Source organism: Arsukibacterium perlucidum DSM 18276, from assembly GCF_000382165.1.
Lineage (GTDB): Bacteria > Pseudomonadota > Gammaproteobacteria > Enterobacterales > Alteromonadaceae > Alishewanella > Alishewanella perlucidum.
Genome location: NZ_KB907702.1, coordinates 42,977 through 65,278, shown reverse-complemented (window position 1 = coordinate 65,278; position 22,302 = coordinate 42,977). Strand labels below are relative to the sequence as shown.

The window sequence follows — 22,302 nt, the reverse complement described above, 5'->3', positions numbered from 1 at the left end:
GCATGCCTGCCGTAATTGAAGTTAGCTGCATTAATTGTGATATGTGTGTGCCCGAGTGCCCGAACGATGCCATCAGTATGGGCGTCAAGCATTATCAGGTTGACCCGCAGCTGTGTACCGAGTGTATCGGTTACTACGATAAGCCAACCTGCATTGTGGTATGCCCGTTGGATTGTATTGAATTGGTTTAAGCAGAAACAACAACGCCGCTCAGTGAGCGGCGTTGTTGTTTGAATTTGTTGGTGCGTCCTAGTGGACTCGAACCACCGACCCCTACCATGTCAAGGGGGTATATTTATGCTTTGAATAACACTGGAAATAAGGCTAAGTAGCCTGAAAGCCTTATAATATAAAGACTATAGCACTATAAAATATTTTTTCAAGTTAGATTTTGGTCGCTTTGAAAGCCTTTGGAATACTATTTGGTCACTAAAAGGCCACAAGTTAAAAGTTTCCATATTGACCATTATTCAAATTTTTGCAAGGTAGTGTGCGCTATAAATGCATAAATATCAGTATATTGCGCACTTTTTGCCTTGCAGTGCTCACTGTGTATTGTGTGTTTGATGGTTTTTGATATATCAATGCGATCTTATTAGAAGACAATCTGGTCGCTACTAGGTTAGGTGGGTACTTGAGAAGGGAACGAATCTATAACATAGGAAAGGATGGTTTTATTGTGTTGATTTTAAACATGTTTAACGTCTTAGAGGTTATGTGATCCCAATTTTAGCCTGTGGGGAATGCTTGATAAAGGCTTATAAGAAAGAATACTGTGACAAGTTAAAAGTTTCCAAGCATAAACTCACATTTTAGTGCTTTATCGACGATTAACTAATGCTCAAAAATGGCTGAAAAACGATATCGGAACCAGGCATTAGCGCATGGTTCCGATGAAAAAATGAGTTACTGACAACTTCCGCAGCACATTTGGCGATCATCATCGTTAGCACTGGCTTTTGGCTGGACAAATAAGATTTGGTTTTCCAGTAAAATATGCTGCATTAAGTCTTCTTTCAGCTCCTGCAATGCCAGATACAGTGCTGTCCAGGTATTGCAGGCATCGGCCGGCAAAGTAATGTTATTGGTTAACTTATCCAGAGTTTCCAGGGCATCCCCATGCTGTAGGTGTTCTTCTTCCATTACGCTAATCGGCCCGGCCGGATAAATGCCACCTGCCAGCATCGGAAATAAAATCTGCTCCTCTTTTACCATATGGCTTTCCAGCTCCTGATACATGTCTTCCAAGTGCTGTGTTAGGCCTGTCGGGCAATTCGGATCCTCAGCATGCACATGCTCAACCCGCCGGGCCAGTCGGATAACCTCGGGCAGTTGCAGACGGTGGCGCTGGTGAAAACGCTGCAGGATATGTTCGATAAGCTCCTTTACCGGTTTACTGCGCCAGTCGGTTATCTCGCCTTCTTGTTGTTGTAATTGCCTGAGCGCACTGAGAATAGGCGTTGCATCCAGTTCTTTTGCAGCCAGTGCGTCACGCAGGCTGTGTTGGCCGCCACAACAAAAATCCAGTTTGTACTGATGAAATACCGCGGTAGCACCGGCAATGGTAGTAGCTATCTGGCCTAAAGACTGGTCTAAAAATGATACATGGTTGAATGACATACTTGCTCCTGCTTACTTAGTTGCTTAATTGATTAAAGGGGCCGCTTTAAACCGGGCGGTTAACCGCTATTAACAAGACTAAGATGGCAAGAGTCAGGCCAAAACTACCTCCTTTGATTTATATAGCTTTATTATGCACTGTGGTAAATTGCACCCAGTTAAATAAGGGTAATATCTACCCAAGGGTAAAAAATACCATGCTGGAAGAAAGTTTAATTGCTGATTTGGTAACAGAATTGCCTGCGGCCGTTCGTTTGCAGCGTTTGGTGAGTACCCTGCGTAGTCACTTTAGTTGCGGGGCAGTAGGCTTGCTCAGGCTGGAACATGATGTGCTTAAACCTGTGGCATTGCATGGCCTGGTGCGTGAAGCCCAGGGCCGGCGCTTCGTGGTAGCCCAACACCCCCGGCTGGCAGCCATTCTTGCCAGCCGCAACCCCGTCAGGTTTGAGCCTGAGTCTGAATTACCCGACCCTTACGATGGCCTGTTAGCCGAGCAACCCGGCCAGGCGCTGCTTGTGCATGATTGTATGGGTATTGCACTTTATATCGAGGGGCGCTGTTGGGGCGTGTTAACGCTGGACGCATTGCAGGCAGGTAGTTTTTCTCAGGCTGCGATATACGAGCTGCAGCGTTACAGTTTGCTGGTAGAAGCCGCAGTGCGGATGACGGAACTGGAGCAAGCTAACCGGGCTTTACGGCTCAGTCATCAGGCCGACGAGCAGCAATATGAACCGGCCGCCAAACAACGCTACGAGCTGATTGGCCAGAGTAAAGCTTTGCAACAAATTTTGCAGGAGCTCACGGTGGTGGCAAGCTCTGATTTGCCTGTTTTGTTGCTTGGTGAAACGGGTGTGGGTAAGGAGCTGTTTGCCCGTCATTTGCACCGCAGTTCCGCCCGCGCCACTAAGCCGATGATTTACATTAATTGCGCGGCACTGCCGGAAAGCCTGGCAGAAAGTGAGCTGTTTGGGCATAACAAAGGTGCGTTCTCAGGTGCCCACAGCGAGCGGGCCGGCCGTTTTGAGGCAGCCGATGGCGGTACGCTGTTTTTGGATGAAGTAGGCGAGCTGCCACTTTCGGTGCAAGCCAAATTGCTGCGGGTACTGCAAGACGGTGAAATTCAGCGCCTGGGCTCAGACAAAACCCGTCAGGTAAATGTGCGGCTGGTTGCGGCAACGAATCGTGATTTAAAGCAGCAAGTTAAAAGTGGCGAGTTTCGGGCCGATTTATATCACCGCTTATCGGTTTATCCTTTACCAATTCCACCGCTGCGCGAGCGACCGGACGATATTCCGCTGTTGGCCGGCCATTTTCTTGAACTGAACCGCAGCCGGTTGGGGCTGCGGGCGCTCAGATTATCCAGCGACGCCGAGCTGGCGTTGTTAAGTTACGACTGGCCGGGCAATGTACGTGAACTGGAGCATGTAATCAGCAGGGCGGCGATTAAAGCATTAAGTCATGGCGCATTGCGCACCGACATTGTTACCCTTGAGGCGGCATTGCTTGATCTGGACACCGTGCCGGCAGCCATTGCGCACAATGAAACAAATGGTGTGTTGCAATTAAGCGCTATACCGTTAAAGCAGGCAGTTAATCAGCTGCAACGACAAATGATTCAACAGGCAATTAGCCAGCACAATGGTAGTTGGTCGTTAGCTGCCCGGCAGCTTGAACTTGACCCTAGTAACCTGCATAAACTGGCACAAAGGTTAGGGCTTAAGTAAATGGTGAAAGACAGAATGTGGCACTATAGTCGGGCGCTGTTCTGGCGGGCGCTGGCAATAATAAGCTTAGCACTGGGCCTGTTAGGCATACCCTTGCCGGGCCTGCCAACGGTCCCTTTTATTTTACTTAGTGCCTGGTCGGCAGGAAAAGGCTGGCCGGCGCTGGAGCAACGCTTGTTAACTCATCCGCATTTAGGCCCACCGATCCTGGCCTGGCGCCAAAACGGGGTGGTACCGCGCCGTGCTAAATATCTGGCCTGTGGCATGATGCTGCTAAGCGTGCTGTTGTTGCAGTTATCGACAGCGCCGTTATTACTAAAACTGCTGCTGCCCTGTTTTCTATTGTTGGTGGCACTTTGGCTATGGCGCCGCCCGGAACACGTTACTCAGGATAATGATTATGACAAAACCGACTAATCCGTCAGAGCTTAGCCCCGAGCAGGCGATGCGTTACAGCCGTCAGTTAATGCTGCCGGCATTGGATTTTAGGGGCCAGGAAGCACTACTCGCCAGTAAAGTACTGCTGATTGGCATGGGTGGGTTAGGCTGTGCTGCCACACCTTATCTGGTAGCAAGTGGTATCGGCAGTATTACCCTGGTCGACGATGACACTATTGACCACAGCAATTTACAGCGCCAGATATTGTATCGCGAAGCCGATATCGGGCAGAGTAAAGTACAGCAAGCTGCAGCCAGTTTGCGCCAGTTAAATTCCGAAATTGAAATACAGGCTTTGCAGCAGCGGTTAAGTGCTGACAATTTGGCAACGCTGGTACCGCAGTATTCACTGGTGCTGGACTGCACTGACAACCTTACCACCCGCAATGCCATTAATGCAGCCTGTGTTAAGGCCAAAGTGCCGCTGGTATCGGGCGCCGCTATTAGGTTAGAAGGCCAAGTCGCCAGTTTTAGTATGCAAGGCGACGGTGCCTGCTACCACTGTTTCAGTCAGCTATTTGGCGAGCAACAACTCACCTGTATGGAAGCGGGTATTTTAAGCCCGGTAGTCGGTATTATTGGCACTGTGCAGGCATTAGAGGCAGTAAAAATCCTTGGCGGAGTAGGCACACCACTGTATGGCAAGTTGCAGTTATTTGATGCGCTAACCGGGCAGTGGCGCCAGTTTGGTTTAAACAAAGATCCTGGCTGCACTGTTTGTGGTTAACGCTTGCTGCGATTACCGCAGTGCCGGCTTCGCCGCTTGTGGCAATATATCGCTATGCACCATCTGCAGCAGTTTATAGGCATCGCCTAAATCGCAGTTTTCATGGTCGCGTTTTTTATAGCCCAGAGACGTCAACTCGATATGCCAGGTGGGCACTACGTCTATCGTGGCCAGGGTTTGCTTAACGCAATTTAATGCACAGCCATCTACGGCTAAAATAGGCCGGCCAGACTGGGCAACCTTTACCAATTGCTTAACCTTACCGCCAACTCCGGCAATACAGGACATTTGCGCTGAGCCTTCGCGGTCGAGCACTACCGCTAAATCATTGGCCAGTTGGGCAACATTCGAGCAGCCAGAGCAGGAATAGACTAAAGGCTTGTCGTTAGTTTCGGTTATCATAGCGGGCTCCCCCCTGTTAAATAGCGTGGTCAGACTATTTATCCAGTGTAGAGGCCATAGCAATCCGCGACTTGATACAAATCAAAGCCGCGGCACGCTTACCTCTTCAGAGGTACAGGGGGTTCTAGCCCGGCCGGCCATCTGGCCTGGGCGAAGTGAGTACCGGGAAATACACCACAACATACAGCAAGTATGCCAGCACCCAGCCGCCGACGCCCAGCCACAGCCACTGCATCGTTTGCGCTGGCCAGAGCCAGATTAGCAAGGTGCGGCTGACAGCAGCGGCCAGTACCAGCAAAAATGCCAGTGACATAATAGTGTGTGGTTTGAGCATCCGGCCGCTGTGGCCCAACGACACCCGGGCCATCATGCTTAAAATCATACTGCCCATAGCGCCGGCTGTTAAGGCGTGCAGCGCGATGCTATTGCTGATATTAACCCCGGCGTAGCGGGCGCTGTAAAGTGCCATGCCAATTGGAATACACCAGTACGCCAGATGCAGTGACCACAGCAGCGGCACTTTTAAAGTGATCCAGATTTTCCAGCGCAGGCAGCGCAGGGCAGTGAAGATGGCGCTAAGTGCAAATAAACCACTCATTGCTATAGGCGGCAGGTACTTAGTCAGTGCAAAAAAGTGCAGCACAAAAATAAGCCATAGTGAACCCAGCGCGGCGCGATCCAGCCACAACAGCGGCTCCGCTTTTTTGGTTTGAGTGCCGTTGGCGGTAAACATCGGTAATACCCGGCCGCCAACGATGGCCATCAGTAACGTTACTAACCAGACCGCATTCTGGCTACCCAGTTGAATCAGCTCAAAGCGGTTAGTGGCAACGCCAAGATACATCAGGGCATTACAGGCGGTAAGTAATAACAACACCGGCACAAAAAACAGGTTGCGGTGCTGCCCAGCCTGGATTAACGGCCTTGCCAGCAACCAGGCACAAATGGGTAAAAAACTTAAATCTACCGCCGCCACCAGAGAAAGGGGTAAGCCCTGGCCGAACAGCAGTAGCAAGCGGCCTGCCAGCCACAACAGACTGATAACCAGCAAACTTTTACCATGTGGCGCCCGCAGGCCGGTCCAGTTTTGGACTGCAGTCAGCAAAAAACCGATGATAATGGCACAAACAAAACCAAACAGCATTTCATGGCTATGCCAGAACAGGATGTTGGCAAAAGGGTTTAGCTTAATATGGCCAGAGAGCGCCAGCCCCCATAACAGCATGGCAAGGGCACTGAAGGCTGCGCCAAATAAAAACATCGGCCGAAATGCCTGGCGCAGCAACGGTAACAGCTTTTGCTCAGTTGCCAAGTCGGTAATTTGCATGGTTTTTCCTTACCTTAAACAGGTGGGTCTTCATCTAAAAGAAAATTGTCAGAGCGGGCCGCAGCCAGTTTTTGCTGATACTGCGCCGCCTGATTAGCAAAGAACATGGTGATCATACAAAGCGCCAACACGCCGTATAAAATCATAAAACAGCCGGTGACTATGCCAAGTGCATCCTGTGCCAACCCAAATACTATTGGCAGGGTACAGCCGCCCAGGGCGCCGATAGCCGCAACGAAGCCACCGGCGCTACCCATATGATGCGGGTAGTAATCGTGAATAACCTTGTACACGCTGGCCCGGCCAAAACCCTGGGCTACGCCGATAATAAAAATCAATAACGTAAACCACCAGACATTCATCGCGATTTCCAGTTGCACGTCTTTTTCCAGACCGTGCACAATTAAGGTGGTTGGCGGATAACTTAAAAAAAACAGACAGACGATACAAACCCAGAACACACTCCAGTTTACCGCCCGTCCACCATAGCGATCGGCAAACCAGCCGCCCAGGGCTCTGACCATAGAAGAGGTTGCGACAAAAAACAGGGTAAACGCCATGGCTTGCTGTTGGTCCATGGCATAGGCTTGCATATAGTACTGGGGCAGCCACAGCAGCAGCGCTAAAAAGCTGCCGAACACAAAATAGTAATACAGCGAGAAACGCCAGATCCTGGCGTCCCGAATGAGTAATGTTAACGGAATGGCTTCACTGCGTTGTTGGTTGATTTTAGTGAGTTTTGGTGCAGTTAACCAAAATAGCAAACAAAGTAATAAGGTACCTGCTGCATAAATAGGGCCTACCCAAAACCAGTCAAACCAAGCCAGGATCAATGGAACCAGTACAAAAGTAATAGCTACTCCTGCATTGCCTACGCCAAATAAACCCATGGCCAGCCCTTGTTGCCCACTGGCAAACCAGTCGCTTACATAGCGGATCCCCAGAGTAAAAGACACCCCACTAATGCCAAACCACAAACCCAGCGTCAGATATCCCAGATAGCTGCTGACATACGGCAGCAGTAATAAAGAGGGGCTAAGCAACAACATTAGCCATAACCACAGTGTGCGGGCGTCGTATCTGTCGGCTAGTTGGCCAAGAGGCAGTCGAAGTATGGCGCCGCTTAAAATCGGGGCCGCCAGCAAAAAACCATATTCGGTGGCACTTAGCGCAAGCTGCTCCTTGATATTTAGTCCCATCACCGCGTACAAGGTCCAAACAGAAAAGCAACCGGCAAAAGCCAGTGTTGCCAACGCCAGTGCTCGCCAGGCTAATGGATGTGTTGCCTGCATAGGTTGTTCTCCAAGACCATACTCTTGTTAGCTTAACTGACATTAATCTTGTTGCGGCAACACTTTGGCAGTACCTCTGAAATCATCTGCCGCCGCCAACGGTCATTAGCGCTACCACGTAGTAGGTAATAACTACAGCTAACCCAAGGTCTGCCGCTGGTTATGATGTTACCCATATTTAGGTATCTAATTGATTAGGTTGTTATTTTTGTATTTTTTGCTTGTTTTAAATCAATGATTTCAGCCAACTAACTCTCTACACTTGCCAAAGTTAACATCACAAAAGTGTTTATCCCGGAGGTATATATGTCTGGAACGTCGTTTCCGGCAAGTGACAGCGGTAAATTAAACCTGCTGAATTTTGCAGAACAAAAAATTAAAATGCTGCACCTAACCTGGTTCGCATTCTTTTTAACCTTTGTCATCTGGTTTGCGCATGCGCCCTTACTGATGCATATAAAAGAGGCATTGGCACTAACCGATGCTCAAATTCGCGCTTTGTTAATTTTAAACGTGGCTATGACTATACCTGCTCGGATTGTTGTCGGCATGCTGGTAGATAGGTATGGTCCACGCATCATGTATTCATTGTTGTTATTTATTTCATCTTTTCTTTGTATTGGTTTTGCCTTTGCGACGAATTATGAATCCCTTGCGGCATTTCGGTTTTTACTGGGTTTTGTCGGTGCCGGTTTTGTTGTGGGTATTCGCATGGTAGGTGAGTGGTTTCCGCACCATCAGGTAGGCACGGCAGAAGGGATCTATGGCGGTTGGGGTAATTTTGGCTCAGCCGCTGCAGCCATGACCTTACCCACTATCGCCTTAATGTACGGTGGCGACAATGGCTGGCGGTATGCTATTGCCTCCATTGGTGTGGTGAGTGCAGTGTATTCGCTGATTTATTACAAGTTTGCCCGTAATACACCCAAAGGGTCAATGTATTTTAAGCCGAAAAAAACTGGCGGTATGGTGGTAACCAGCTGGCGCGCCTTGTGGGCGTTGATCTTGATGAACATTCCTATGTACCTAGCGCTGGCTATTTTATCCTGGCGTTTATCGCCGGCAGGCGTCAATTTGTTCTCGGCTAATGCCATGTATGGTATTTGGGTCGCCCTGGTATTGTTGTTCTTGTTTCAAACGCAACAAATTTGGAAAGTGAATGCAGAGCATTTACGTGAAGGCGTGCCTGAGCATGATAAATACAGCTTTAAACAGGTTGCCATTTTAAATGTTGCTTACTTTGCCACCTTTGGTTCTGAGTTGGCAGTGGTATCTATGCTCCCGCTGTATTTTCTGGAAACCTTTGATGGTATGACCGCGGTAAAAGCCGGTTTATTAGCATCGGCGTTTGCCTTTATGAATCTAGTATCCAGACCTATGGGTGGTTGGTTTTCAGATAAATTTGGCCGCCGTAAAAGTATGGTGATTTTGATTTCAGGTTTGGCATTGGGTTATTTTGTGATGGGGTTAATGGATAGCCATTGGTGGATACCGGTAGCCGTCCTGGCTGTTATGGCCTGCTCATTTTTCGTTCAAGCGGGTGAGGGCGCCGTCTTTGCTATAGTGCCATTAATTAAACGCAGTATGACCGGACAAATTGCCGGCATGGCCGGTGCATATGGTAACGTTGGCGCTGTGGTATATTTAACGGTGCTAAGTTATGTTGATTTTAGTACCTTTTTCTATGTTATTGCTGCCTCCGCACTAGTGGGCTTGGTTGCAGTATGGTTTTTAGAAGATCCGAAAGGCCACATTGTAGAAGTAGGTGAAGACGGTACTGTGCATAAAATTAACGTAGGATAAAACAGCATGAGCAATGGGGCGAGCCCACAGCAGCAACTACAATTGGTTTATGCCTGCCTCAGTGAGGCAGGCCGCAAAGCCGGTAATGAAGATACAGTGGCCGCCCAGTTGCCAACCGATGAATATATTTTAAATTATAAAGGCGCGTGTTTTGCTCTGGCTGATGGCGTCAGTACCGCTGAAGCGGGTGCGGCCGCCAGTGAGCTGGCAACCCGCCGCTTTTGTCATGAATACCCGCAAACGCCGGATACTTGGTCGGTAGCTCATAGTGCCGAGCAATTGCTTGCTACAATTAACAATCAGCTCTATCAACTGAGTCATAAATTTGCTCAGGAACAAAAAGGTTACCTTTGTACCTTTAGTGCTTTGGTACTGAAATCTCGCACAGCGCATTTTTTTCATGTTGGTGATAGCCGTATTTATTTATGCCGTAGTGACGAGCTTACGCAGCTAACGCAAGATCACACTACGGTGTTGTCCGCGCAACGCCAATTTCTGGGGCGGGCCTTAGGCATGGATGCAAAAGTAGAACCTCAGCAGGGTAGCATCGCCATAAAAACAGGCGATAGGTTTTTGATTAGTTGCGATGGTGTACACGAATTTATTGCCCAGCCTGAAATGCTAAAGTTACTGAGTAGCGACTTAGCCGCCGCTGATATATGCCGTAACCTTTTAGATGCAGCTTACCGTAACGGTAGTGATGATAACATCAGTGCTGTAGTCATTGAGGTGCAACAACTGCCAGAGCAGAGCCTGGATGATTTAAGTCAGCTGTTAACCCGTTTACCTTTTCCCCCTGCATTAAGCCCCGGTATGAAGCTGGATGGTTATCAGGTTGTAGCGTCTTTATTTGCCAGTAGTCGCAGCCACCTGTATCTGGTTATTGATGAGCAAAGCGGGCAACAACTGATCATGAAGAGCCCGTCTAAAAATTACGAAGATGATGTGCAGTATATTGACCGTTTTATTCGTGAAGAGTGGATTGGGTTACGCATTCAGTCTGAACAGGTAGTAAAGGTGGTACGGCAAAGCCGGCCGCGTAGTTTTTTATATTATTTAATGGAACATATAGCTGGGCAAAGCCTTGAAGAGTGGTTATTAAGCCAGCCAAAACCGCTTAAGCCGGCGCTGGCTATTCGTCTGATAAAACAAATTGCCCAAGGTCTGCAAGCCTTTCATCGCATGGGGGCCATTCATCAGGATTTAAAACCAGGTAATATAATGTTGTTGGATGATGGTAGCCTTAAATTAGTGGATTTTGGGTCAGTGTATGTCAGCGGTCTGGCGGAGATGTTCAGTCCGCTGCAACAAGATATTGCTTTAGGTACTGCCAGCTACTCAGATCCTCATTATATATTGGGCCATAATTCGGGAGTGCAGGGTGATATATACGCGTTGGCTACCATAGCTTATGAACTCTTTACGGGCGGTGAGTTGCCTTATGGTGCGGCCATTGAAAATTGCCAGAACGCAGCGGATTATGACAAGCTGCGCTATCGCCATAGCCATCAATTTAACCCGGTGATCCCCAGCTGGTTTGACCGCGCCTTACAAAAAGGGGTGAGTTTGGACTTATCGCAGCGCTATCAAAGCATTAACCAGCTGCTGACTGATTTACAGCAACCTAACCCTGAGTTTTTGCACGAGGAAGTAAAGCAGCAGCACAAAACCAACCCGCTGCTATTCTGGCAGCTGCTCTCCGGCTTCTGGTTTATTACCCTGTTGCTGGTGGTATGGTTGTTTTTGCTTAGGCGTTAGCTTTTTGGCCGAAACGGCTTGATCACTTCTTCATTGCATTGCAAATAAGGCCCATCCATTAAATCTATGCAATAAGGCACGGCGGGAAATACCGCATCTAAGCATTGGCGAATGGCTTTCGGTTTGCCTGGCAGATTAATAATCAGGCAGCTGCTACGCAGGCCGGCAGTTTGGCGCGATAATATGGCGGTTGGTACATATTTTAAAGATTCGGTGCGCATCAGCTCACCAAAACCGGGCATCATCCGCTCACACACCGCTTCGGTTGCCTCGGGCGTCACATCGCGTTTGGCCGGGCCGGTGCCGCCCGTGGTAACGATTAAGCAGCAGCCCTGCTGGTCAGCCAGCTCACGTAGCGTTTGCTCTATTAATGGCTGCTCATCCGGGATCAGCCGGTATTCGGCTTGCCAGTCGCTGCTTAAATAATCTGTTAAGGTATCGATAATAGCCTTACCGGATAAATCCTCGTAAACCCCGGCACTGGCCCGGTCGCTAACGGTGACGATGCCAATTTTGGCGGTTTGGTTGGTCATTGCAAATCCTGTATTTAACTGAGGTTGCTACCACGTTGCGCACAGCCGCAGAGTGTCTGAGCCGCCACGGATGGCGGCGAGTTGCTGCGGCGAGCACAAGGTGTGTAGCAACCGTTGGGTTATAAATGAATTTTTACCCGGTTGCCATCCCGGCCAGGTTTAGCCAGTAGCCATTACTGTCGCTGGCGCTGAGTTGTTGCGGCGCGCTGCCATCAAGGTTAGCTTTAAATTTGGCCAGCCAGTCAAAGGTGCCGGTTAGCTGTGGGCTTAACCGTACTATATCCACGGTGTTGTGCATAGTGTTTAGCTGGTTTACCAGGTTATAGCGATAGCCTGACTGGGTCTGAATACCGTTTAGCACAAATACCTGGGTGCCATCCTGACTGCTGACTTCGCGCCCTTGCGGGTAGTTAATACAACACAGCTCACATTGATCTTTGCTGCGATTCTCTGAGCGTGCGGTAAAGCAGCGACCACTCCAGGCCAGTGGCAGGTGACCGAAGCTGAATACTTCGGTAGTAAAACAATCGCGGACGTCGGCGATAACGCCTTGGGCCAGCACATCGCTTAACCACTGGCCGGAAAGCTCCACCGGCAATACCCAACGAGTCAGCCCCATACCAATCAGCCGGCGTAATGTATGCTGGTTATAACAGTTAATTGCCGCGCCGGCGACAAAGGGCAAGCCTTGTTGCTGCAGCATGCTGATAGCGCCAACGTCATTGGCTTCTACTAAAAACTCGACGTTATCGACGTATTTGCGCAGTTCGCGCAGCTCCCCCGGTGCTTCATATAAGGTCATCGAAGATAAACACACTTGTTTTCCGGCTTCGCGCAGCATTAGTGCTAACGCCAGGTAATCTTCATATTTTAGCTCACGCCGTTTGCTGCAGACGGTTTCGCCTAAGTAAACAATATCAAAATCGCTATCAGCGACCTCACGATAAAACTGCAGCATTTGTGCTTTGGGCCAGAAATACTGTACCGGGCCTAATGAGAATTGCATGACATTATTTCCACTTTCGATGATAGGCACCCAGGGTGGTCTGACTGCCTTCAGACAAGCCGGCGAGCACCTGTTGCCACTGTGGTTGCACCTTAAAATCATCTGGGGCGCTCATTACGGCATCAATGGCAGCGCGCCAGACTTTGGTTATTTGCGCCACATAAGCCGGGCTGCGCTGGCGACCTTCAATTTTAAGTGACTTAATGCCCTCGGCATACAATTGTGGCAGTAAATCCAGAGTGTTCAGGCTGGTCGGCTCTTCCAGCGCATGGTAAGTATCGTTGCCGACATTAAAGCGGCCTTTGCACAGGGTGGGGTAGCCAGCGGTTTCATTAGGGGCAAAGCGGTCAATTAAAATACCGTTTAAGCGCGACTCCAGGGTGCCGTTGTTGTCTTGCCATTCTACAAACGCCGCCGGTGAGCAGGCGCCTGCGGTGTTGGGTGACTGGCCAGTCATGTACGAGCTTAAATAACAGCGGCCTTCGGCCATAATGCACAGGCTGCCAAAGGCGAATACTTCCAGATCAATTTCACAGCTTTTAGCCAACGCCCGCACCTGCTGCATCGACAACACCCTTGGTAACACCACCCTGCTAATGCCAAACTGGCGGTAGAAATTAATGGCCGCGGCATTGGTGGCCGAGGCTTGCACCGACAGATGCCGCTCCAGCTTAGGATAGCGCTCGGCGGCATAGGCCAGCACGGCAATATCGGCCAGGATCAGTACATCGGCCCCGGCATTGGCGGCAATATCTACCGCTTGTTGCCAGCGCTGGTAATTATCCGGGTGGGCAAAGGTATTTATTGCTACATGTAATTTTTTACCATGCTGATGGACAAAGCGGGCCGCTTCTTTTAGCCTGGCTTCGTCAAAATTCAGCCCGGCAAAATGACGGGCGTTGGTGTCATCTTTTAAGCCGATATACACGGCATCGGCGCCATGTTCGATGGCCGCCTTTAACGCCGGCATACTGCCAGCCGGGCAGAGCAGCTCCATTTCTAGCCTCTTTATTAACTTTAACAGCGCCAGCTACCTCCGACAGGGAATAGCCGGCACCGCGGTATTGTGGTGTTATTATAGAGCCCGATTTGAATGGATTGCTTACATATGTTTGATATTAAAAGAGTTAACTCTAAGTTGGTAGCGACACTACCCCCAATGCTGCGCGCTGCTACCCGCTGTGCGCCCAAAGTGCTACAAAGCAGCATGTTACAGTTGGCATTAAACCGGTTTTTCCAGCCTGAGCTAAGCGCCGGCGAACTACATTTTATGCAGCATAAGACGGTGGTGATTAGCGTTGCTGATATTGGCCTGGAGTTTGGTATTAGCCTTGATGGCAATAAGCTGCAGGTACAGCTAATGCCCGCTCAACAAGACCTGCTGTTAAAAGCAGAACTGGCTGACTTTATTGCCATGATCAGCAATACCACTGATCCGGATACGCTGTTTTTTCGCCGTAGATTACAGATGTTAGGCGATACCGAGCTGGGTTTGTACTGCAAAAACCTGCTCGACAGCATAGGGCCAGAGCGTTTACCTCCACTGGTGCCCGGCTTACTGCACTGGTTAGCGCAACAGCAATCCGTGCTAAAACCTGCTAAGCCTGCGATAGATCAAGCTTAGATTTTTCAATTGCTTTTATACTGGCCACCAGTAAGCGGGCTGTCATAGCAGAGCAATATCAGAGGCAACAATGCAAAGCATAAAATGGGACCCTAAGTTAATCAGCAAGTACAATATTAACGGCCCGCGTTACACCTCTTATCCGACGGCGCTGGCACTTAGTAGTAACTTTGATCCGGCGCAAATTCAGGCTGCGATTAAGCAAAGCCCAAGCGATCTTAGCCTGTATTTGCATATCCCGTTTTGCCACAAGCTTTGTTATTACTGCGGCTGCAATAAAGTGATCACCCGCCATCAGCATAAAGCCGATACCTACCTGGATGCCCTGGCGCAGGAAGTGGCGCTGTATGCCCCCTTGTTACAAAACAAACAGATTAATCAGCTGCATTTAGGCGGCGGTACCCCCACCTTTTTAACTGAAGTTCAGCTAAGGCGCTTGATGGCTTTGCTGCATGACAACTTTGCTATTAATAGCGATGCTGAAATCAGTATTGAAATAGACCCACGCAGCTGCAGTGATGATAAATTACGCCATTTGCGTACTCTGGGTTTTAACCGGGTGAGTTTCGGGGGGCAGGATTTAGATGAAAAAGTACAAATTGCGATTAACCGGCTGCAGGATACTGATTTAATCCGCCACCAGGTGCAGCTTAGCCGCGAGCTCGGTTTCAGCTCGATTAATCTGGATTTAATTTACGGCCTGCCATTTCAACAACCGGCCAGCTTTAGTGAAACGGTTGATGAAATTATCCGGCTGAACCCTGACCGTATTTCACTATTCAGCTATGCCCATATCCCAGAGCGTTTTGCCGCACAGCGTAAAATTGCCAACAGCAGCCTGCCGGATGCGCCATTAAAGCTGGAGCTAATGCAGCTGGCGATTGAGCGTTTTGTCGCAGCAGGCTATCAGTTTATTGGTATGGACCACTTTGCCAGGCCAGACGATGCCTTAGCCAAAGCGCAGCAAGCGGGTAAATTGCAGCGTAATTTTCAAGGCTATACCACCGCCGGCCAGGATGCGCTTATTGGCCTTGGCGTATCCAGTATCAGCCAGGTAAGTGGTGTGCTGTGGCAAAACAGCAAAGAGCTGCCCGCTTATTATGCGGCTATCAATAATGGCCAACTGCCAACCGAGCGCGGTTTCAGTTTAAGCGCCGATGATAAAATCCGCGCAGCGCTGATCAGCCAGTTAATCTGCCATTTTGAATTGGATATAGAGGCGTTTTGCCAGCAATGGCAGCTTAACAGTTTCTGGCAGTACTTCGCCGAGGCGCTAGCGCGCTTACAGCCGTTTATGGAAGACGGCCTGGTAGAAGTGTATGACGGGCGGATTAAAGTGGCTGAGGGTGGTCGGCTGTGGGTGCGCAGTATCTGTGCTTGTTTTGATGCGTATTTAACCCAGGGCCAGCAGCGGTACTCAAAGGTGGTTTAACGCAGTAGGGGCGCAAGTTTGCGCCCTGTTCGTTCTTGCCTCTGTTCTTTCTTGCGGCCTGTCTATTATTACGCTCTGCCACCAACGTTTTTAATTCGGGCGCAAATACTGTCCGTCGTGGTGGGCTACATATTCCCTACAATATCAATACAACGCCACCAGTTCACCGGCTTTATTGAAAGTCAGAAAATCGGCAATCATGCCACCCTGAATTTTTTCGGTCATCATTTTCAGTGGCTGCGCTGCTTCATCGTTATTAGGGGCAAAACCGCCGCGCCCGCCAATGGCTGAGACAAAGGCGATATCCCAGTCTACTCCGGTTATGGCTGACTCTGCTACCAGAGTACTAAATTCGGTGACTTCATCCGGCAGTTTATCGACACATAGCACCGGTGCTAAGGCGCCGCCCTGACCTTGTTCAAAGTTACTTTTTTGGGTGTCGGTAAAGCCATTGGGTAACTCGGCTTTGGCAAACACAAACAGCAAACGCTGCGGCTCGTCCTGCATGGCCGCCGCTTTTATTAAGTCAGAGTAAGATTCTATATTCATGATTCACGCCTGCTAACAGTTTTCGCCAGTGTAACAAAGCCTGTGTGGTGAAAATACCGGCTCTGGTGGGGTAGGGGCTAACCCTGAAGAGGTAGTCACCTTTGCCTGCTTAGTAGTTGGGTGGATTTTACCTAAAATAGTGGTAATTCTCACCCCGGGGCCGTTTTATGACATATTTTATCAGCAACTTGTCGATTAGTCGTAAACTGATGTTATTACTGTTGCTGCCCGCACTGGCCGCGCTATGGCTGGTGCTGGGCCGTTTTAACGACAGCTGGCAGCAAGTAAGAGTAGCTGAGCATGTTAGCCAGGCTATTGAGGTGTCAGCCACAACCAATGCGTTAGTGGCAACCCTACAAGCTGAGCGCGGTGCCAGTGGTGTTTATCTGGCCAGCAATGGTAATCGCTTTGCCCAGCGCATGGCGCAACTGCGCCAGCATAGTGATCAGCGCTTACAGGCGTTTTTAGCTTTGCAATTGCCAGAGCTTAGCGCGCTGCAACAACAGCTTGGCGAGCTTAATGCGTTGCGCCGGCAAGTTGACCAGCAAAGCATTAACAATGCTGCATCGGCTGAGCGTTATACTGCACTCATTACTGCCATGATTGCGCAAAACCATAAGTTGGAAGCGGCATTGACGCATCGGGATATGGCGCGGCAACTGGCGATACTCAACCAGTTTATAGAAATGAAAGAGCGCGCCGGGCGCGAGCGCGCTATTTTAGGCTTGGTATTTAGCCGTGGCAGTTTTAATAGTGAATTACTGGCCCGCTTTAGCAATAATTTAGGTGCTTATAACGCCTTTGCCGAAAACTTTTTACGTATGGTCAGCCCACAGCAGCAAAGCGCTTGGCGTACCCTTAGCCAGCATAACAGCTTTGCTGAAGTGGCCCGCCTGCAGCAACTGCCGTTTAACAACGCACTGGGGGAGCCGCTTAACGTAGATGATGGCCAGTGGTTTGACCTGGCTACTAGCCGTCTGGCGCAAATGACAGAATTTGAAACCGCACTTAAAGCCGGTATTGCCGACTCTGCTGAGCAACTGCAGCAGCGGTCTGTGCGCCAATTAGGGGTGTTAGCGGCGGCTATTGTGTTGATAAGTGCTGTGCTGGCGGTTGTCGCAGGTATCACCATGCGCAGTATTTCAGCTGCAGTACGCAGTATTGAAAGCACCATTACCGCACTGGCAAAGCGCGACCTTACCGTGCGTAGCCACTATAAAAGTAAAGACGAGTTTGGCCGCATAGCCGACAGTACCAACAGCATGGCGCAAGAGCTGCAGCAGGTTATTCATGAAATTGGCGGCGCTACTGCGCAGGTCGCTGCCGCTGCCGAGCAATCTTCGGCAGTAACGCTGCAAACCAGTAAAGGCGTACAGCAGCAACAGCAAGACACCGAAATGGTGGCCACTGCGATGCATGAAATGAGTGCAACCGTGCGCGATGTTGCCGCCAGCACGGCAGAGGCGGCAGAGCTATCGGAAACCGTGCAGGCCGGTGCTGCTCAGGGGCAGCACCGGTTAGAACAAACCATAGCGCTTATTCAGCGTTTATCTGGTCAGGTTGACAACACCGCCACAGTGATTGACCAGGTAAAACAGGACAGTGATGCCATCACCTCGGTACTGGATGTGATTCGCGGCATTGCCGAGCAAACGAATTTGCTGGCGTTAAATGCGGCGATAGAAGCGGCCCGGGCCGGCGAGCAGGGCCGCGGTTTTGCCGTAGTGGCCGACGAGGTGCGCACGCTGGCGCAGCGAACGGCGCAGTCAACAACCGACATTCAGCGCATGATAGAAGGCCTGCAGCAAGGCGCAACTCAGGCCACTGATGCGATGCGGGTAAGTTTAAGCCAGGCGCAGGAAGGCCGCGATAAAGTAGCTGAAACCGGTGATATTCTGGCGCAGGTGCTACAAGGAATTAATGGCATTAATGATAAAAATACGCAGATCGCCTCAGCGGCCGAGCAGCAAGCTGCGGTAGCTGATGAGATAAACCAAAAAATTCTTAATATTAGTGATGTAGCAGTACAAACCAGTGCCGGCGCCGAGCAAACCGCCAGCACCAGCCGTGAGTTGGCGCGCCTGGCCGAGCAATTACAACAAATGGTAGGGCGTTTTACTTTAACGTAAATTCAAGCTTTATGGTTAGGGTAAGTGTCGACAGCGCGTTCTGTTGGACGGTTTTTTCAGTTTTTTCGGTGCAGGCGCTTTAAGCCGCGAAACGTTATAGGGTTAGCTAGGTAAATATGCCTTGTCTGCTGGCAGAATTTTATTGCGGATAAGGCTACGTTTAACACTTAGGCATAATTTGCCAAAACGTCTTAGTTCATCAAACTTGGGCGTGCGGCCATTTTTTATGGCGTGCTCCCAGAAAGACACTTCGGCGTCCACCATCTCCAGCAGTTTTTTCGGACAACCCTGGCAGTCAGTGTTAGTAATGCCACAAACAAAGGTTGCAGGCTCATATAAGGGTAGGGTGGCTTTAACCTCAACTAATAATTGCTGCATGGCGGTCGTCAGATCTGGTTTAATCGACATAATACTGACATTGTGTTGCTGCTAATAAACCTATGGTACCAATTACCTTAGTATTGAACTATTACACAGAGTGAGTATTCGAGGGGGCTTCTAACCTTTAATCAGTCTTGTTGACTTGGCTTTGTTAAAATGTAGTGCTATTTCTGTGATTGCCCTGCGCAGAACGACCATCGGTTGCCATTTCGGTAAACTGCTCAATGCTAATGGGTTTACTGAAGAAAAAGCCTTGAGCAGAATCGCAGCCCAGTTGTTGAAGCAGCTTGCACTGCTGTTGGTTTTCAATACCTTCTGCAACTGTCTTTAAGCCAAGTCCTTTTGCCAGCGCAAGTGTCGTTTCTACAATGGCTCTGTCTTTTGCATTAGTTGTTACGTTATCGATAAAACTTTTGTCAATTTTAAGCAAGCACACACTAAATTGCTGAAGATAAGCTAGTGAAGAATGACCAGTGCCAAAATCATCTATTGCCAAACAAATGCCTAATTGTTGTAATTTTTCTGCGTTTTGTATAGCGACATGAGGCTGTGAGATTAATGCTGTTTCCGTTATTTCCAACGTTACGTTTAATTCAGTGAGTGGGTGATTTGCCAGTTGTGCTTTAATTGAATCAACGAAATAGGGATCCTGAAAGCTTGCGGCTGAAATGTTTACCGACAATTTGCCAGCATAACGATGCTGTTGTAATGTTTGTAACAACATTAAACTTTGTTTTATAACCCATTGGTCAAGCTGCTTTGCTAAGCCATAACGTTCAGCCAGTAAAATGTAACTATAAATATTTACGTTTGGCGAGTCGGGATGCGGTAATCTTAATAACACCTCTGCACCAATACAGTCGTGAGTGCTCATGTCAAACTGAGGTTGTACAACAATTTTTAGATGAACCGGCTGCAGCAGCTCCTGGCGCAAAATAGTTAGCTGTTTTAGTTGTTTCTCATGTTCCAGTTTCATTACCGGCTGAAATATACAAAAATCTTCTTTATGGTGTTTAACATTTCGCATGGCCATATCAGCATTGCTTAATAAGTCTGACATGTTTGAACCATGAACGGGGTAGAAACAAGCAGCAAATCGGCATCTAATAACCGTGTTAAATAAGCCGGTATTTATTGCGCCATTTAGTTGTTGCAATTTTTTTTGAATCAGCTGTGTTAAACAATGAATGTTTGTATCAGGTAACATAGCGATAAACTCGTCACTATTTAACCTTGCTACAAAACTGCTTTTTGGTAGAAGTTCTAGCAACTTATAAGCAAAATTTGCCAGTAACTTGTCACCGGCAATTAGACCGTATTGGCTATTTATTTGCTTAAAGTCATTAATGTTAATCATTAATAAAGCAAATTCGCGAAGCTGCCATTTTTGAAACTGCAACAGCAAACTGTGACGATTAGCAAGCTTAGTTACGTTATCTGAAAAAGCCAGTTGCTGGATATGTTGCTCAGCCTGTTTTAATGCAGTTACGTTCTCCTTGACGGCCATTAAACGCCAAACTTCGCCACTGGCATTTTTTATTGGCACTATGCTGATTTTCTCACTAATAAGGTCGCCGTTTTTGCATTTGTTGATTAACTCACCACACCAGCTGTGGCCTTGATCAAGTGCTTTGCGAATGTCTACATAGGTTTTTGCCGATGTTAAGCCCGATTGCAGTAGTTTAGGTGTTTTGCCTATTACTTCATCAGCACTGTAGCCGCTAATGTTACAAAAAGCTTGGTTAACAAACAGAATATTGGCTTGAAGATCGGTAATTACAACTGAATTGCTGCTTTGTTTCACAGCTTCACTTAGCAGTTGCTGTTGCTGCGCTATGTTATTGGCATTATCGAAATGGCGTTGTAACGTTTGCGCCGTGCGGGAAACCTCATTAAACAAAGCGCCCACTTCGCCACGCTCAATTAAGCTGGTGCTGTCATATTCTGCTTTATTGGTAAGGGTTGAAGAAAGAAAGTGTCGAAGTCGCAGTAGCACGTTATTAAAATAACGCACCGTTGCCAGCTGATATAACAACATCACTAAGATAGCAGCGGTAATAACATAGAATTTATCTGCAGCACTAAATGCTGGGTAAACGTGAAATAACCAGTTAATCAAGAATAGAAGTAGTGCCCATATTACTGCACCCAGCCACAACCAGTGGCTAAAAGATATTCTGTATCGTTGCAGCAGCAAAAGCCAGCCGGTTAACTTCATATAAAAGTCTGCTTTTTCTCATCACTTAAAGCAGAGTGTAGTGCTGGTATTTCGTTATTGCTATGCGATTTTTGTAGGGTCTTTTGCCAGAAAAAGCGGCTGAGTAAATTGAATTTTTCACCAAGTGAGCGCAAATTGTTGGCAAGCTGCTGGCTGCTCTGGCTTTGCTGTCGCGTATCTTCTGCTAAATCCCGAATAATATAAACACTCTGGTTAATGCTCTCTGCCACAGCCCCTTGTTGTGTAACGGCGGCAGCAATTTGTTCATTGGCACCAAGAGTATCTAACGTGCTGTTACTTAAAATATCGATTAAGCGATTAAGCTCGGCAATTGCCGATACACAATCAGCTGTCTGAACCGCCCCTTGTTTAAGCACCATGCTGCTCTGCTGCGTATTACCGTCAATAAGTTTGCTTATTTGGGCTATCTCACTGACTGAGCGTTGTGTGCGGTTCGCCAGTTGCCTTACTTCGTCGGCAACCACAGCAAAACCTCGGCCTGCTTCTCCGGCGCGTGCTGCTTCGATAGCTGCATTTAAGGCCAGTAAATTGGTTTGGTCAGCCAGGGCGGTAATAACGTCCAGAACACTGCGAATTTGTTGGCTGTTTTGGTTTAACTTGGTAAATTCCAACGCTGCTTGCTGCAAGGTTTTGTCTAGTTTATTTAACTGCGCTGTAGTGGTCACAGAATGCGTATTGCAGTGTTTAATAGTTACCTGCAGCTGCTCACCATTAGCGGCATTATCTCTGGCGTTGCTCGCTACATCCTGAATACTGGTCACCATCTGATGCATTGCTGTTGCCAGAGATTCAGTCTCGGCAAATTGGCGGGCAATATTTTGGTTAAGCTGTGTCATATTGTCATTTATCGATTCGCTGCTGCTCTTCAACTGCTCAGAAACATGTTGCATTCTGCCTGCCAGCGCTGCGGTGTCACTTTGTTTGCCCTGAATCAGGTGGTCAATTTTTGCAACCGGCATCCGGCTACCCGTATAAATGTATTGTAAGGCTTGGCTAACAACTTCGGTTTTAGCGGATGTTGTTTGGCATGTGTTCATTGCGAGTAATTTCTGTGCGAGTAACGCTGTGGGTATGATTGACAGCGCTAGTAGTATTGCGTTTGTACTGCTCAGTGCGCCAAACATAGACAAAATAATCACGCTTAGCAGCACCGGAGCCATAGCAACAAGTGCGAGTAGTGTTGGATTAAAGCTATTTATTTGGATGTTTTGCTTATCATTGATACGTTTATAGAGTTTTTCTGCCCGTGCTATGCAATTTGCGTCTGCTTTACGTCTGACAGATTGAAATTCGACAATTTTACCGTCTTTGTAAATAG

Annotated in this window: 19 protein-coding genes and 1 pseudogene; 9 read left to right on the top strand and 11 right to left on the bottom strand. The window is 48.5% G+C overall.

Annotated features, from left to right (window positions below):
- Positions 1-2: 2 nt before the first annotated feature.
- Positions 3-185 (top strand): annotated as a pseudogene (locus H141_RS0101830) (YfhL family 4Fe-4S dicluster ferredoxin); the annotation flags it as partial.
- A gap of 721 nt (positions 186-906) precedes the next feature.
- Here the strand turns inward: H141_RS0101830 and ytfE are convergent.
- Positions 907-1,620 carry an iron-sulfur cluster repair protein YtfE gene (gene ytfE / locus H141_RS0101825; RefSeq protein WP_019674538.1) on the bottom strand — a complete coding sequence of 238 codons (714 nt, stop codon included), beginning with the start codon at positions 1,618-1,620 and terminating at the stop codon, positions 907-909.
- Between the two features lie 197 nt (positions 1,621-1,817).
- On the opposite strand from ytfE, the gene norR reads away from it, so the two are divergent.
- The 3 genes from norR to H141_RS0101810 are packed head-to-tail and all read left to right on the top strand — an operon-like array spanning position 1,818 to position 4,509.
- Positions 1,818-3,344, top strand: coding sequence for a nitric oxide reductase transcriptional regulator NorR (gene norR, locus H141_RS0101820; protein ID WP_019674537.1), 1,527 nt, complete (start codon positions 1,818-1,820; stop codon positions 3,342-3,344).
- A gap of 15 nt (positions 3,345-3,359) precedes the next feature.
- Entirely contained in the window at positions 3,360-3,761 is a 402-nt protein-coding gene (locus tag H141_RS0101815; protein ID WP_026349161.1) for a YbaN family protein, read from the top strand.
- The gene (locus H141_RS0101810) at positions 3,745-4,509 is read left to right on the top strand and encodes a molybdopterin-synthase adenylyltransferase MoeB (protein WP_019674535.1); all 765 of its coding nucleotides are present in this window, start codon (positions 3,745-3,747) and stop codon (positions 4,507-4,509) included. The genes H141_RS0101815 and H141_RS0101810 overlap by 17 nt, the downstream gene beginning before the upstream one ends.
- Before the next feature lie 12 nt (positions 4,510-4,521).
- Here H141_RS0101810 and H141_RS0101805 read toward each other — a convergent pair whose 3' ends face one another.
- The 3 genes from H141_RS0101805 to H141_RS0101795 form a co-directional block, all read right to left on the bottom strand.
- Positions 4,522-4,911, bottom strand: a complete 390-nt coding sequence (locus H141_RS0101805) for a putative zinc-binding protein (RefSeq protein ID WP_019674534.1) — start codon at positions 4,909-4,911, stop codon at positions 4,522-4,524.
- Between the two features lie 124 nt (positions 4,912-5,035).
- Complete coding sequence (locus tag H141_RS0101800) at positions 5,036-6,238, bottom strand: NnrS family protein (protein WP_019674533.1); 1,203 nt, start codon at positions 6,236-6,238, stop codon at positions 5,036-5,038.
- Between the two features lie 14 nt (positions 6,239-6,252).
- Positions 6,253-7,530 carry an MFS transporter gene (locus H141_RS0101795; protein ID WP_019674532.1) on the bottom strand — a complete coding sequence of 426 codons (1,278 nt, stop codon included), beginning with the start codon at positions 7,528-7,530 and terminating at the stop codon, positions 6,253-6,255.
- Between the two features lie 306 nt (positions 7,531-7,836).
- Between H141_RS0101795 and H141_RS0101790 the strand changes: the two genes are divergently transcribed.
- Complete coding sequence (locus tag H141_RS0101790; protein WP_019674531.1) at positions 7,837-9,333, top strand: NarK family nitrate/nitrite MFS transporter; 1,497 nt, start codon at positions 7,837-7,839, stop codon at positions 9,331-9,333.
- A gap of 6 nt (positions 9,334-9,339) precedes the next feature.
- A complete protein-coding gene (locus H141_RS0101785) occupies positions 9,340-11,091 on the top strand; it encodes a bifunctional protein-serine/threonine kinase/phosphatase (RefSeq protein ID WP_019674530.1) in 1,752 nt (583 codons plus the stop codon).
- Here the strand turns inward: H141_RS0101785 and mog are convergent.
- The 3 genes from mog to ubiU all read right to left on the bottom strand — a co-directional run bounded on the left by mog (position 11,088) and on the right by ubiU (position 13,627).
- On the bottom strand, positions 11,088-11,624 hold the full coding sequence (gene mog / locus H141_RS0101780; RefSeq protein WP_019674529.1) for a molybdopterin adenylyltransferase: 537 nt from the start codon (positions 11,622-11,624) through the stop codon (positions 11,088-11,090). The two genes, H141_RS0101785 and mog, sit on opposite strands and share 4 nt — an antisense overlap.
- 133 nt (positions 11,625-11,757) lie before the next feature.
- Positions 11,758-12,630, bottom strand: a complete 873-nt coding sequence (locus H141_RS0101775) for a U32 family peptidase (RefSeq protein ID WP_019674528.1) — start codon at positions 12,628-12,630, stop codon at positions 11,758-11,760.
- Positions 12,631-12,634: 4 nt separating this feature from the next.
- Positions 12,635-13,627, bottom strand: coding sequence for a ubiquinone anaerobic biosynthesis protein UbiU (gene ubiU, locus H141_RS0101770; RefSeq protein ID WP_019674527.1), 993 nt, complete (start codon positions 13,625-13,627; stop codon positions 12,635-12,637).
- Positions 13,628-13,738: 111 nt separating this feature from the next.
- On the opposite strand from ubiU, the gene ubiT reads away from it, so the two are divergent.
- Together ubiT and hemN are read left to right on the top strand one after the other, a co-directional pair.
- A complete protein-coding gene (ubiT, locus tag H141_RS0101765) occupies positions 13,739-14,254 on the top strand; it encodes a ubiquinone anaerobic biosynthesis accessory factor UbiT (protein ID WP_019674526.1) in 516 nt (171 codons plus the stop codon).
- A gap of 70 nt (positions 14,255-14,324) precedes the next feature.
- Positions 14,325-15,686 carry an oxygen-independent coproporphyrinogen III oxidase gene (gene hemN, locus H141_RS0101760; protein WP_019674525.1) on the top strand — a complete coding sequence of 454 codons (1,362 nt, stop codon included), beginning with the start codon at positions 14,325-14,327 and terminating at the stop codon, positions 15,684-15,686.
- 144 nt (positions 15,687-15,830) lie between these two features.
- On the opposite strand, the gene H141_RS0101755 is transcribed toward hemN, so the two are convergent.
- Positions 15,831-16,235: a hypothetical protein gene (locus tag H141_RS0101755; protein WP_019674524.1), complete on the bottom strand. Its 405-nt coding sequence runs from the start codon at positions 16,233-16,235 to the stop codon at positions 15,831-15,833.
- 167 nt (positions 16,236-16,402) lie between these two features.
- On the opposite strand from H141_RS0101755, the gene H141_RS0101750 reads away from it, so the two are divergent.
- Positions 16,403-18,364: a methyl-accepting chemotaxis protein gene (locus H141_RS0101750; RefSeq protein ID WP_019674523.1), complete on the top strand. Its 1,962-nt coding sequence runs from the start codon at positions 16,403-16,405 to the stop codon at positions 18,362-18,364.
- Between the two features lie 102 nt (positions 18,365-18,466).
- Here H141_RS0101750 and H141_RS0101745 read toward each other — a convergent pair whose 3' ends face one another.
- The 3 genes from H141_RS0101745 to H141_RS21835 all read right to left on the bottom strand — a co-directional run bounded on the left by H141_RS0101745 (position 18,467) and on the right by H141_RS21835 (position 21,943).
- Positions 18,467-18,772: a hypothetical protein gene (locus H141_RS0101745; protein ID WP_019674522.1), complete on the bottom strand. Its 306-nt coding sequence runs from the start codon at positions 18,770-18,772 to the stop codon at positions 18,467-18,469.
- Between the two features lie 124 nt (positions 18,773-18,896).
- A complete protein-coding gene (locus H141_RS0101740; RefSeq protein WP_240473081.1) occupies positions 18,897-20,783 on the bottom strand; it encodes a putative bifunctional diguanylate cyclase/phosphodiesterase in 1,887 nt (628 codons plus the stop codon).
- Positions 20,784-20,959: 176 nt separating this feature from the next.
- Positions 20,960-21,943, bottom strand: a complete 984-nt coding sequence (locus tag H141_RS21835) for a methyl-accepting chemotaxis protein (protein ID WP_240473078.1) — start codon at positions 21,941-21,943, stop codon at positions 20,960-20,962.
- Positions 21,944-22,302: the final 359 nt, after the last annotated feature.

Bases quoted from the DNA above. Each gene is read 5' to 3' on its own strand.
- ytfE (WP_019674538.1), bottom strand. From the start codon at position 1,620: ATGTCATTCAACCATGTATCATTTTTAGACCAGTCTTTAGGCCAGATA.
- norR (WP_019674537.1), top strand. From the start codon at position 1,818: ATGCTGGAAGAAAGTTTAATTGCTGATTTGGTAACAGAATTGCCTGCG.
- H141_RS0101815 (WP_026349161.1), top strand. From the start codon at position 3,360: ATGTGGCACTATAGTCGGGCGCTGTTCTGGCGGGCGCTGGCAATAATA.
- H141_RS0101810 (WP_019674535.1), top strand. From the start codon at position 3,745: ATGACAAAACCGACTAATCCGTCAGAGCTTAGCCCCGAGCAGGCGATG.
- H141_RS0101805 (WP_019674534.1), bottom strand. From the start codon at position 4,911: ATGATAACCGAAACTAACGACAAGCCTTTAGTCTATTCCTGCTCTGGC.
- H141_RS0101800 (WP_019674533.1), bottom strand. From the start codon at position 6,238: ATGCAAATTACCGACTTGGCAACTGAGCAAAAGCTGTTACCGTTGCTG.
- H141_RS0101795 (WP_019674532.1), bottom strand. From the start codon at position 7,530: ATGCAGGCAACACATCCATTAGCCTGGCGAGCACTGGCGTTGGCAACA.
- H141_RS0101790 (WP_019674531.1), top strand. From the start codon at position 7,837: ATGTCTGGAACGTCGTTTCCGGCAAGTGACAGCGGTAAATTAAACCTG.
- H141_RS0101785 (WP_019674530.1), top strand. From the start codon at position 9,340: ATGAGCAATGGGGCGAGCCCACAGCAGCAACTACAATTGGTTTATGCC.
- mog (WP_019674529.1), bottom strand. From the start codon at position 11,624: ATGACCAACCAAACCGCCAAAATTGGCATCGTCACCGTTAGCGACCGG.
- H141_RS0101775 (WP_019674528.1), bottom strand. From the start codon at position 12,630: ATGCAATTCTCATTAGGCCCGGTACAGTATTTCTGGCCCAAAGCACAA.
- ubiU (WP_019674527.1), bottom strand. From the start codon at position 13,627: ATGGAGCTGCTCTGCCCGGCTGGCAGTATGCCGGCGTTAAAGGCGGCC.
- ubiT (WP_019674526.1), top strand. From the start codon at position 13,739: ATGTTTGATATTAAAAGAGTTAACTCTAAGTTGGTAGCGACACTACCC.
- hemN (WP_019674525.1), top strand. From the start codon at position 14,325: ATGCAAAGCATAAAATGGGACCCTAAGTTAATCAGCAAGTACAATATT.
- H141_RS0101755 (WP_019674524.1), bottom strand. From the start codon at position 16,235: ATGAATATAGAATCTTACTCTGACTTAATAAAAGCGGCGGCCATGCAG.
- H141_RS0101750 (WP_019674523.1), top strand. From the start codon at position 16,403: ATGACATATTTTATCAGCAACTTGTCGATTAGTCGTAAACTGATGTTA.
- H141_RS0101745 (WP_019674522.1), bottom strand. From the start codon at position 18,772: ATGTCGATTAAACCAGATCTGACGACCGCCATGCAGCAATTATTAGTT.
- H141_RS0101740 (WP_240473081.1), bottom strand. From the start codon at position 20,783: ATGTTGTTATATCAGCTGGCAACGGTGCGTTATTTTAATAACGTGCTA.
- H141_RS21835 (WP_240473078.1), bottom strand. From the start codon at position 21,943: ATGCCGGTTGCAAAAATTGACCACCTGATTCAGGGCAAACAAAGTGAC.